This is a genomic window from Streptomyces sp. NPDC058697 (assembly GCF_042715345.1).
GTDB classification, from domain to species: domain Bacteria; phylum Actinomycetota; class Actinomycetes; order Streptomycetales; family Streptomycetaceae; genus Streptomyces; species Streptomyces liliifuscus.
In genome coordinates, this window is sequence record NZ_JBHXSU010000015.1 from 94,513 (window position 1) to 106,049 (window position 11,537).

Here is an 11,537-nt window from a genome sequence, read left to right on the forward strand (position 1 = left end):
GTCTCGGCTCACTCCGCGCCTTGGCCGTACTTCTCCACGTACTCCCGCGCCTTCTCCAGCGCCTCCGGATGCAACGCGTCCCCCGCCTCCAACACCTTCGGCAGCAGGGCCCGTTCGGTCGTGACGGCGCGGAACTGGAGGGCGACGGTCACCTCGTGGTCGGGCCGGTGGACGATCTCGATCGGGTCGCCCGCCCGCAGCTCACCCGGCTCGATCACCCGCAGATACGCACCGGGCGCCCCCTTCGCGGTGAACCGCTTGACCCACCCCTTCTCGCCCAGATGGCCCTGGAAGGTGCGACAGGGAATCCGCCCGGAGGTGACCTCCAGGACAACCTCGGAGCCGACCCGCCAGCGCTCCCCGATCCGCGCGCCGGACACGTCGACGCCCTCCGTCGTGAGGTTCTCCCCGAACGCCCCGCCGGCCAGGGGGCGCCCCAGCTCGCGCTCCCAGTCGTCCAGGTCCTCGCGCGCGACGGCGTACACCGCCTGGTGGTCGCCGCCGTGGTGCCGCAGGTCGCACACCGCGTCCCCGGCGAGCCCGCTCGCGCCGACCCCCTTGGGCCCGGGCGCGGACACTCGCACCGGCCCGTCCACCGGCCGCTTGTCGATCCCGGTCACGCCGTCCGCCTGGTCCGTGTAGTCGACGGCCTTGGGGCGGCCGAGGTTCAGAGACAGAAGCTTCATGACTGCACGCTAGGCGATATGAGCCAAAGCCTCGACGCAATATTCGTCGCCATGTCCAAGACTCGCTTATGCTCGGGGGGTGATCGAGGCCCGTCATCTCCGTGTGCTGCGCGCCGTCGCCGCCACCGGCTCCTTCTCGGCGGCGGGGCGCGAACTGGGCTGCACCCAGCCGGCCGTCAGCCAGCAGATGAAGGCCCTGGAAGCGTCCGTCGGCACACCCCTGCTGATCCGTACGGGCCGCGAGATGCGGCTGACCCAGGCCGGCGAGGCTCTCGTACGGCATGCCGCGGGCATCATCGCCGGGCTGACGGCCGCCGAGGAGGAGGTCGCCGCGATCGCGGGCCTGCGGGCCGGCCGGGTCCGGCTCGTCTCCTTCCCCAGCGGCAGCTCCACGCTCGTACCGGCCGCGCTCGCCGCCCTGCGCGCCGCGCACCCCGGCACCCGCGTCTCCCTGGAGGAGGCCGAGCCTCCACGCTCGGTCGAGATGCTGCGCGAGGGCGACTGCGACGTCACACTCGCGTTCCGGTACGAGGGCGCGGCGGGCGCCGAGGAGTGGGACGACCTGGTGGTACGGCCCCTGCTCAAGGACCGGCTCGTCGGCCTGGTCCCCGAGGGGCACCGGCTGGCCCGCGCACGGACGGTCGCCATCGGCGAACTCGCCGACGAGCCGTGGATCGCCGGCTGCCCCCGCTGCCGCGGCCAGCTGGTCGAGGTCTGCGAGCGCGCGGGCTTCACACCCCGCATCGACTTCGCGACCGACGACTACCCGGCCGTGGTCGGCCTGGTCGGAGCGGGTCTCGGGGTCGCGGTCCTGCCCGAGCTGGCCATCGAGTCCGTACGCCCCAAGGGTGCGCGCACGGTGATGGTCGAGCCCGCCCTGCGCCGGGAGATCGTCGCGCTCACGCTGCCGGACCTCGCCCAGGTGCCCGCGGTGGCGGCCACGCTGGACCAGCTGGCCCGGGCCGCGACGCGCTGACCCGTCGGAAAGTGGGGGCACGCGCGCGTGCCCGTTCGAAGAAACGTTCCTTCAGTGATGGGACGGAGTGCCTCCGCCGGACGCCGATGCCGACGCCGAGACCAGGCGGTTGCGTGCCCGCCCCATGAGTTCCTCGCGCTCGTCCTCGGTGAGGCCGCCCCACACGCCGTACGGCTCGCGCACCGCCAGTGCGTGCGCCGCGCACTCCGCGCGTACCGGGCACCTCATGCAGACCTCTTTGGCCGAGTTCTCACGAGCGCTCCGTGCCGCACCGCGCTCGCCCTCAGGGTGGAAGAAGAGCGAGCTGTCGACCCCGCGGCAAGCCGCGAGGAGCTGCCAGTCCCACAGATCCGCGTTCGGTCCGGGAAGGCGGGAGAAATCTGCCATTGCGTAGTCCCCTTGTAGCCGTTCTGGGCGGTTACGTGCCCATGACCGTACATCTACGATCTAAGGAGATGAAAATATGACTCATTGCGAATCTAGCCTCAGACACCAGTAAATGGGAAGAAAAGCGGCTAAATGGGGCATGGGTTGTGATGAAACCTTGAGGGTCCGCCGTGGGTGTCTCCACCGTGTCCGCGCCCTCACGTAGAGTGCCGAACGTGGCTCACCGCCCCGTAACTCTTTCGGGTGACCGTCGTTGAGAGTGCGGAGGCGGTTGAAAGAACAAGCGCTCGGGCAAGCGTCCGAGAGCGTCAACCGCACAGGTGACGATTCGTACCAGCCTGGAGGCTCAAGGTGACGCGCATCAGCTGCGGAGGACGGCCATGACATCCGTCCTCGTCTGCGACGACTCCCCGCTTGCCCGAGAGGCGCTCCGCCGTGCGGTGGCGACCGTGCCCGGCGTAGAGCGCGTGACCACGGCGGCCAACGGCGAGGAAGTCCTCCGCCGCTGGGGTGCCGACCGTTCGGATCTGATTCTGATGGACGTACGCATGCCCGGTCTGGGCGGCGTGGAGACGGTCAGGCGGCTGCTGTCCGCCGACCCCGGTGCGCGCATCATCATGCTCACCGTCGCCGAGGACCTGGACGGTGTCGCGCTCGCGGTCGCCGCCGGTGCCCGCGGCTATCTCCACAAGGACGCCTCCCGCGCGGAGCTGCGTGCGACCGTCACCCAGGCTCTCGCCGACCCGACCTGGCGGCTCGCGCCGCGCAGACTGCGGTCGGCCGAGATGGGTGCCGCGCCGACGCTCACAGCGCGTGAGATCCAGGTCCTGGAGGGCATGAGCCACGGCCGGTCCAATGCGGAGATCGGCCGTGAGCTGTTCCTCTCCGAGGACACCGTCAAGACCCACGCACGACGGCTCTTCAAGAAGCTCGGCGCCTCGGACCGCGCGCACGCGGTGGCGCTCGGGTTCCGATGGGGCCTGGTCCGCTAGGTGAACCGCCGCGGGGGTACGGGTGTCCCCGCCCGCCGCACGGCGGGTGGGGCCGGACCCGACGGGGGATCGAAATCGGCCGTTCGGGCGCCCGATCCCCGTTTCCCGGCGGATGCCGCATCCTTGAGGTGTGGAGTTCCTCGGGAACGAGTCGGTCGAGCGGGAGGGGAGGGCGCAGGAGATGAGTTCCGGCGCACCTGCTCATAACGCTTCGGTGCACAACTACGGACGCGGTGCCACGGACAGGACGACGCCAAGGCACCATGGACCGATGCGTGACGACGAGGCGGCCACTGCCCAAGGGGCAATCGGTGCGCTCGTCCATCGCGCGGTCGACGGAGACGAGCAGGCCACGCACGACCTGCTCGCCCATGTCCACCCCCTCGCCCTGCGCTACTGCCGTACACGGCTGTCCCGACTTCCGGGTGACGCACGGCACTTCGTGGAGGACCTGGCACAGGAGGTCTGTGTCGCGGTGCTCCTCGCACTGCCGCGGTACAAGGACACCGGGCGCCCCTTCGAGGCCTTCGTCTTCGCCATCGCCGCGCACAAGGTCGCCGACCTGCAGCGCGCCGCGATGCGCCATCCCGGCTCGACGGCGGTGCCGTCGGACGAGATGCCCGAGCGGCCGGACGACTCGCTCGGCCCCGAGGAGCGTGCCCTCCTCAGCAGCGATGCCGAGTGGGCCAAGAAGCTCATGGCCAACCTCCCCGAGAACCAGCGGGAGCTCCTCCTGCTGCGGATCGCGGTAGGCCTCACGGCCGAGGAGACGGGCCAGATGCTGGGCATGTCACCGGGCGCGGTCCGGGTGGCACAGCACAGGGCACTGAGCCGTTTGCGGGCACTGGCGGAGCAGTAGGCGGGCTGCTGGGTGTGTCCCCTGGGTGGCGTGTGCCTGGCCGAGGTGCGATCGGCGGATTTCGCGGACTGCGGGGACTGCGCGGGCTGCGCGGGCTTCGGAGTGCGGCCGCTGGGCGGGGTGGCTGTTCGAGGCGCGGCCGGACGAAACCGGGCCCGGCGCGCGGTCGGGCGACATCGGGCCGTGGCGCGTTCGGACGTGCCGAGCTGCGGTGCGGATGGACGTGCGGGGCCGCGGTGCGGTTGGGTGCCGGACCGGGGTGCGGTCGGCCGAGCGGGGCCGGCGTGCGGCTGGACGGCTGATGGGCCGGACGGACGTGCGGTCCGACGGTCGGTGCGCCGGTCGGAACCGGTCCGCCGGGCCCGTGGATCTTCGGGTGAGCCTCCCGGCAGGGTGGGCTTTCTCATGAGTACGGCAAATTTTTTCCGCCGCCCCGGGCGAGGCACGGGGCGGCGGCACAGCGCACGGCCCGCCCAAGGCCCGGGCCCCGGCGTCCGGGCGCCGGATGAACGCGGCGGTCGTCCTCCACGTACGAAGCTACGAAGCCCAGGGGCGCCCGCAACCGTGGAATGAGAGAGCCATGCTTCCCGTTAGCATGGACATCCGCACCGATCAAGGCCATTTGGGGAAGGTGTCATGACTGCAAACGTCGACGGAGTGCCCGAGAAATTCGCGACACTGGGGCTGACCTACGACGACGTGCTGCTGCTGCCGGGCGCATCCGAGGTGCTGCCCAACGCGGTCGACACCTCGTCCCGCATCTCCCGCAACGTACGCGTGAACATCCCGCTGCTGTCGGCGGCGATGGACAAGGTGACCGAGTCGCGCATGGCGATCGCCATGGCCCGGCAGGGCGGTGTCGGCGTACTGCACCGGAACCTGTCCATCGAGGACCAGGTCAACCAGGTCGACCTCGTGAAGCGCTCCGAGTCCGGCATGGTCACCGACCCGATCACGGTGCACCCGGACGCGACGCTCGCCGAGGCCGACGCGCTGTGCGCCAAGTTCCGCATCAGCGGCGTGCCGGTCACCGACGGCAACAAGAAGCTGCTCGGCATCGTCACCAACCGCGACATGGCCTTCGAGACCGACCGCTCCCGTCAGGTGCGCGAGGTCATGACCCCGATGCCCCTGGTCACCGGCAAGGTCGGCATCTCGGGCAACGACGCCATGCAGCTGCTGCGCCGCCACAAGATCGAGAAGCTTCCGCTGGTCGACGACGCGGGCATCCTCAAGGGCCTCATCACGGTCAAGGACTTCGTGAAGGCCGAGAAGTACCCGAACGCGGCGAAGGACGGCGAGGGCCGGCTCCTCGTGGGCGCCGCCGTCGGCGCCAGCCCCGAGGCGCTGGAGCGGGCGCAGGCACTCGCCGAGGCCGGTGCGGACTTCCTGATCGTCGACACCTCCCACGGGCACAACAGCAACGCCCTCAACTGGATGGCGAAGATCAAGTCGAGCGTCGGCGTCGACGTGATCGGCGGAAACGTCGCCACCCGTGACGGCGCCCAGGCTCTCGTCGACGCCGGTGTCGACGGCGTCAAGGTCGGCGTCGGCCCCGGCTCGATCTGTACCACCCGCGTGGTCGCCGGCATCGGCGTCCCGCAGGTCACCGCCATCTACGAAGCCGCTCTCGCCGCCCGCGCGGCGGGCGTCCCGGTGATCGGCGACGGCGGACTGCAGTACTCCGGAGACATCGGCAAGGCCCTCGCGGCCGGCGCCGACACCGTGATGCTCGGCAGCCTCCTCGCCGGCTGCGAGGAATCGCCCGGCGAGCTGATGTTCATCAACGGCAAGCAGTTCAAGTCGTACCGCGGCATGGGCTCGCTCGGCGCCATGCAGTCCCGCGGCCAGGGCAGGTCGTACTCGAAGGACCGCTACTTCCAGGCCGAGGTCGCCTCCGACGACAAGCTCGTGCCCGAGGGCATCGAGGGCCAGGTGCCCTACCGCGGCCCGCTGGCCAACGTGCTGCACCAGCTCGTCGGCGGTCTGCGCCAGACCATGGGTTATGTCGGCGCCGCCTCCATCGACGAGATGGAGACCAAGGGCCGCTTCGTACGGATCACGTCCGCGGGCCTCAAGGAGAGCCACCCGCACGACATCCAGATGACGGTCGAGGCACCGAACTACAGCCGCAACCAGTAGTCGCCACCCGGTCGACACCACGACGAGGGCGGTTCCGGAGCATCCGGGACCGCCCTCGTCGTGGGTGTCGGGGATACTGGGAGGCGCAGAAGCGAAGAGGGAAAGGCCACACACGTGACTGAGATCGAGATCGGGCGCGGCAAGCGCGGCCGCCGGGCGTATGCCTTCGACGACATCGCCGTCGTCCCGAGCCGCCGTACGCGAGACCCGAAGGAGGTCTCGATCGCCTGGCAGATCGACGCCTACCGCTTCGAGCTGCCGTTCCTGGCCGCCCCCATGGACTCGGTCGTCTCCCCGCAGACCGCCATCCGTATCGGCGAGCTCGGCGGCCTGGGCGTCCTGAACCTCGAAGGCCTCTGGACGAGGTACGAGGACCCGCAGCCGCTCCTCGACGAGATCGCGGAGCTCGACGCGGACACCGCGACCCGCCGTCTCCAGGAGATCTACGCGGCTCCCATCAAGGAGGAGCTGATCGGGCAGCGCATCAAGGAGGTGCGCGACTCGGGCGTGGTCACCGCGGCCGCGCTCTCGCCGCAGCGCACCGCCCAGTTCTCCAAGGCCGTCGTGGACGCGGGCGTCGACATCTTCGTCATCCGCGGTACGACGGTGTCGGCCGAGCACGTGTCCGGCGCGTCCGAGCCGCTGAACCTGAAGCAGTTCATCTACGAGCTGGACGTCCCGGTCATCGTCGGCGGCTGCGCCACCTACACGGCGGCCCTGCACCTGATGCGTACGGGCGCGGCCGGTGTCCTGGTGGGCTTCGGCGGCGGCGCCGCGCACACCACGCGCAACGTGCTGGGCATCCAGGTCCCGATGGCCACCGCGGTCGCCGACGTGGCCGCGGCCCGCCGCGACTACATGGACGAGTCCGGCGGGCGGTACGTCCACGTGATCGCGGACGGCGGTGTCGGCTGGTCCGGCGACCTCCCCAAGGCGATCGCCTGCGGCGCCGACTCCGTGATGATGGGCTCCCCGCTCGCGCGCGCCACCGACGCGCCCGGCCGGGGCCACCACTGGGGCATGGAGGCCGTCAACGACGAGCTGCCGCGCGGCAAGAAGGTCGACCTCGGCACGGTCGGCACCATCGAGGAGGTCCTCGCCGGACCCTCGCACACGCCCGACGGCTCGATGAACTTCTTCGGCGCGCTGCGACGGGCCATGGCCACGACCGGCTACAGCGAACTCAAGGAGTTCCAGCGGGTCGAGGTCACGGTGGCGGACTCACAGCACAAGCGGTAGCCGCACGGCGCTTCGAGGGGCCCGGGCCGGGTGGTCCGGGCCCTTTCGTGTGCCCAACCGGGCCTGGTGGGGCGCGTTTTGTGATGGGGGGCGCGTGGTTGCGTTCGGGGCGAATGCGCGTCTGAAGGCCGTTTCGGGGCGGTAACGTCCCTGTTCGGCGCCCCAGTTGTGTGGGGTGCCCCCTTCCAAGGACATGGTTCCGGACCCCGGCCCTCGGGGCCCGGCCCGAGTTCCGACGTGCTGCCTACCGGGTCAATGGGTGGCGTCGTGGAAGGGGGCGCCCATGGGCCGCCATCGCAAGCCCACCCACTGGGACCGGATCCGTCTGTGGACGGTGAAGTGCCGGAGGAGGTGGATCTTGCGAATTTTCGGATGGTGAGCGGCCGCCCCCATCACAACTAGGGGCGGACACTCCGTGATCCATCTTGGAGCCTGCCGCAGTGACCGCTGCGGTGGGCTCCTCCTTTTGTGAGCGGCCACCCCTAAACACAATAGGGGCGGACACTCCGTGAACCATCTTGGAGCCTGCCGCAGTGTCCGCTGCGGTGGGCTCCACCTTTTGTGAGCGGCCACCCCTGCACCAACTAGGGGTGGACACTCTGTGAACCATCCTGGAGCCTGCCGCAGTGCCTGCTGCGGTGGGCTCCACCTTTTTGTACGGTACCGGCGTGGAGCGCTCTGTGCCACCAGCCCCAGAGGCTCGGGATCGCCCCGCGCGCCCCCGGTCACAACCTGTGCGCCGCCCCCGTAGGCGTAGCCCCCCGCGTGTCCAGCAGCAGCTGGGCCTTCACCGACAGTCCCTGCAGGTCGTACGTGCGGTGTTGCTGGAGGAGGATCGTCAGGTCCGCGTCGGCTGCCGCTTCGTAGAGGGAGTCCACGCGGGGGACCGGGCGGTCGAGGATGCTCCAGGACGGGACGAGCGGGTCGTGGTAGCTGACGGTGGCGCCGAGTTCCATCAGGCGGGTCGCGATCTCCCTGGCGGGGGAGCCCTGTTGGTCGGCGTGGTCGGCCTTGTAGGTGACGCCGAGCAGGAGCACGCGTGCGCCGCGGGCGGACTTGCCGTGTTCGTTGAGGAGCGTGGCCGCGCGCTGGATGACGTACTGGGGCATGTGGTTGTTGACCTGCTGGGCCAGTTCGACCATGCGCAGGGAGCGGGTCCGCGGGCCCGCGAGGTCCCGGGGGACGGCGTGGCCGCCGACGCCGGGGCCGGGGCGGAAGGCCTGGAAGCCGAACGGCTTGGTCTCGGCGCAGCGGATGACGTCCCACAGGTCGACGCCCAGATCGTGGCAGAGGACCGCCATCTCGTTGACGAGGGCGATGTTGACGTGCCGGTAGTTGGTCTCCAGGAGCTGCACCGTCTCGGCTTCTCGTGGTCCACGCGCGCGTACGACCTTGTCGGTGAGGCGTCCGTAGAAGGCGGCGGCCGACTCGGTGCAGGCGGGAGTGAGGCCGCCGATGACCTTCGGGGTGTTGGCGGGGGTGTGGTCGCGGTTGCCCGGGTCGACGCGGCTGGGTGAGTACGCGAGATGGAAGTCGCGGCCCGCGCGGAGGCCGGAGCCCTCTTCGAGGAGCGGCCGGAGGAATTCCTCCGTCGTACCGGGGTAGACGGGGGACTCAAGGATCACCGTGGTGTGCGGGCGCAAGTGTGCGGCCAGGGTGCGGGCGGCGTCGGCCAGTTGGCCCAGGTCGAGCGCGCCGTCCGCGCCACGCGGGGTCGGCGCGCAGATGACCGCGGTACGGACCCGGCCGAGTTCGGCCGGGTTGGTGGCCGGCCGGAAGCCCGTCGAGAGCATCCGGCGCTGGTCGGCCGCGGCCAGCGGTGCGGGGTCGCCGCACTGGTAGCCGAGTGTGGAGATGCCGGCGGTGACGGCGGCCTGGGCCAGAGGCAGGCCGAGCTGGCCGAGACCGATGACGGCGAGATCTGCGGGCATGGCGGTGGGCCGTCCTTCCCAGTAACCGAAGGGGGACAAGGGCGCAAGCCCTGTGGACAGAACGGGCGAGTGCAATGTCAGACTAGGAGTAAATATGACCGATTTGCGGGATTGCTCGGCTGTGTTTCTCCGGAAGTCATCGAGAGATATCCACAGGCGGACGGCTGGTGGTGGCCGAAGGCGGGCAACGGGTTGAGAATTTGGGCATGGGGGATGTGAGTCGGGCCTCGCCGGACGGGTGAGCCCGGCGCGACAGACAGCGGGAGGCAACTGTGCGGACAGCGACACTGGGACCGGCGGAGCGCGCCGAGTCACTCGCGGGAATGGCCGAGCACGAACTGGATGTGCTGGTCGTGGGAGCAGGCGTGGTCGGTGCGGGCACGGCACTGGACGCCGTGACCCGCGGTCTGTCCACCGGCCTGGTCGAGGCGCGTGACTGGGCGTCGGGCACGTCGAGCCGGTCGAGCAAGCTGATCCACGGAGGCCTGCGCTATCTGGAGATGCTCGACTTCCCGCTCGTGCGCGAGGCGCTGAAGGAGCGCGGCCTGTTGCTGGAGCGGCTCGCGCCGCACCTCGTGAAGCCCGTCCCGTTCCTGTACCCCTTGCAGCACAAGGGCTGGGAGAGGCTGTACGCGGGTTCGGGCGTCGCGCTCTACGACGCGATGTCGATGGCGCGCGGCCACGGCCGCGGACTGCCGATGCACCGTCACCTGTCACGCCGTCACGCGCTGCGCGTCGCCCCCGCCCTGAAAAAGGACGCGCTGGTCGGGGCGCTGCAGTACTACGACGCGCAGATGGACGACGCCCGTTATGTGGCGACCCTGGTGCGCACGGCGGCGGCGTACGGAGCGAAGGTCGCCAACCGCGCGCGCGTGACCGGCTTCCTGCGCGAGGGCGAACGCGTCGTCGGCGCCAAGGTGCAGGACGGCGAAGGGGGCGGGGAGTACGAGATCCGCGCCAAGCAGGTCGTCAACGCCACCGGCGTATGGACGGACGACACCCAGGCGATGGTGGGCGAGAGGGGTCAGTTCCACGTCCGGGCGTCCAAGGGCATCCATCTGGTCGTACCGAAGGACCGGATCACCTCGACGACCGGGCTGATCCTGCGTACGGAGAAGTCCGTGCTGTTCGTGATCCCCTGGGGCAGGCACTGGATCATCGGGACGACGGACACCGACTGGGACCTCGACAAGGCCCATCCGGCGGCATCCAGCGCGGACATCGACTACCTGCTGGAGCATGTGAACTCGGTGCTCTCGGTGCCCCTGACCCGTGATGACGTGGAGGGGGTGTACGCGGGGCTGAGGCCGCTGCTCGCCGGCGAGTCGGACGCCACGAGCAAGCTGTCGCGCGAGCACACCGTGGCGCATCCGGTGCCGGGGCTCGTGGTCGTGGCGGGCGGCAAGTACACGACGTACCGGGTGATGGCCAAGGACGCGGTGGACGAGGCGGTGCACGGGCTCGACCAGCGGGTCGCGGAGTGCGTCACCGAGGACATCCCGCTGATCGGCGCCGAGGGGTACCGGGCGCTGTGGAACGCGCGAGCGCGGACCGCCGCGCGGACCGGACTCCATGTGGTGCGCGTGGAGCACCTCCTGAACCGGTACGGATCGCTCGCGGAGGAGCTGCTCGACCTCATCGCCGCGGACGCCTCGCTGGGCGAACCGCTGCCCGCCGCAGAGGACTATCTGCGCGCCGAGATCGTCTACGCCGCCTCGCACGAGGGGGCCCGGCACCTCGACGACGTGCTGACCCGGCGGACCCGCATCTCGATCGAGACCTTCGACCGGGGTACGCGCAGCGCGCGGGAGGCCGCGGAGCTCATGGCGCCGGTGCTGGGCTGGGACAAGGACCAGATCGAGCGCGAGGTCGAGCACTACGAGAAGCGGGTCGAGGCGGAGCGGGAGTCGCAGCGGCAGCCGGACGACCTGACGGCGGACGCGGCTCGGCTGGGGGCGCCGGAGATCGTGCCGTTGTAGGCGGCGGGGTGGTGGAAGCCGCGAGTGCGCCGAGTTCCGGCGGTGGTGGCGGCCCGGGAACCCGAGCGGACGGTTCCCGGGTATCACCCGAACGAGTGTCCTGAGCTGGGATCTTTGCTCGGAACCCGGTCGTTCTACGGGGTGCGGGGGCAGAACTCGGCGGCGAGCGGGGCCGGTTCGAGGCCGGGGTCTGCGACCGCATCCGTGTTCACGCGGAAGGAAGGTGGCGACGCGATGGTTGGCGTTGGCGTTGGCGGGGCGGGGCGGGGCGGATCGCGTCGCTAGAGCTGCCGCGTCGGCCGGGGCGGCGGTCGAGGTCAGGACGAGGAGGGGCAGGCACGCAGCG

The 11,537-nt window shown here is 70.5% G+C and carries 9 protein-coding genes; 6 read left to right on the plus strand and 3 right to left on the minus strand.

Translation table 11 applies throughout. From position 1 onward, the window contains the following. Positions 1 to 8: 8 nt before the first annotated feature. Positions 9 to 686 carry an MOSC domain-containing protein gene (locus tag ACFWXQ_RS30405; RefSeq protein ID WP_383941800.1) on the minus strand — a complete coding sequence of 226 codons (678 nt, stop codon included), beginning with the start codon at positions 684 to 686 and terminating at the stop codon, positions 9 to 11. A gap of 79 nt (positions 687 to 765) precedes the next feature. Between ACFWXQ_RS30405 and ACFWXQ_RS30410 the strand changes: the two genes are divergently transcribed. Then, positions 766 to 1,662 (plus strand): LysR family transcriptional regulator, encoded by an 897-nt coding sequence (locus ACFWXQ_RS30410; RefSeq protein ID WP_383941798.1) that lies wholly within the window; start codon positions 766 to 768, stop codon positions 1,660 to 1,662. 51 nt (positions 1,663 to 1,713) lie between these two features. On the opposite strand, the gene ACFWXQ_RS30415 is transcribed toward ACFWXQ_RS30410, so the two are convergent. Then, a complete protein-coding gene (locus ACFWXQ_RS30415) occupies positions 1,714 to 2,049 on the minus strand; it encodes a WhiB family transcriptional regulator (protein WP_143639121.1) in 336 nt (111 codons plus the stop codon). A gap of 380 nt (positions 2,050 to 2,429) precedes the next feature. On the opposite strand from ACFWXQ_RS30415, the gene ACFWXQ_RS30420 reads away from it, so the two are divergent. The 4 genes from ACFWXQ_RS30420 to ACFWXQ_RS30435 all read left to right on the plus strand — a co-directional run bounded on the left by ACFWXQ_RS30420 (position 2,430) and on the right by ACFWXQ_RS30435 (position 7,281). Next, positions 2,430 to 3,041 (plus strand): response regulator transcription factor, encoded by a 612-nt coding sequence (locus ACFWXQ_RS30420; RefSeq protein WP_003948568.1) that lies wholly within the window; start codon positions 2,430 to 2,432, stop codon positions 3,039 to 3,041. Between the two features lie 271 nt (positions 3,042 to 3,312). After that, positions 3,313 to 3,900 carry a sigma-70 family RNA polymerase sigma factor gene (locus tag ACFWXQ_RS30425; RefSeq protein ID WP_266497194.1) on the plus strand — a complete coding sequence of 196 codons (588 nt, stop codon included), beginning with the start codon at positions 3,313 to 3,315 and terminating at the stop codon, positions 3,898 to 3,900. A gap of 636 nt (positions 3,901 to 4,536) precedes the next feature. Beyond that, positions 4,537 to 6,042, plus strand: a complete 1,506-nt coding sequence (gene guaB, locus ACFWXQ_RS30430; protein WP_383941793.1) for an IMP dehydrogenase — start codon at positions 4,537 to 4,539, stop codon at positions 6,040 to 6,042. Between the two features lie 114 nt (positions 6,043 to 6,156). Further along, positions 6,157 to 7,281, plus strand: coding sequence for a GuaB3 family IMP dehydrogenase-related protein (locus ACFWXQ_RS30435; protein ID WP_383941791.1), 1,125 nt, complete (start codon positions 6,157 to 6,159; stop codon positions 7,279 to 7,281). Positions 7,282 to 8,006: 725 nt separating this feature from the next. Here the strand turns inward: ACFWXQ_RS30435 and ACFWXQ_RS30440 are convergent. Continuing rightward, positions 8,007 to 9,212: a nucleotide sugar dehydrogenase gene (locus tag ACFWXQ_RS30440; RefSeq protein WP_383941788.1), complete on the minus strand. Its 1,206-nt coding sequence runs from the start codon at positions 9,210 to 9,212 to the stop codon at positions 8,007 to 8,009. 272 nt (positions 9,213 to 9,484) lie between these two features. On the opposite strand from ACFWXQ_RS30440, the gene ACFWXQ_RS30445 reads away from it, so the two are divergent. Then, on the plus strand, positions 9,485 to 11,191 hold the full coding sequence (locus ACFWXQ_RS30445; protein WP_383941784.1) for a glycerol-3-phosphate dehydrogenase/oxidase: 1,707 nt from the start codon (positions 9,485 to 9,487) through the stop codon (positions 11,189 to 11,191). Positions 11,192 to 11,537 lie beyond the last annotated feature (346 nt).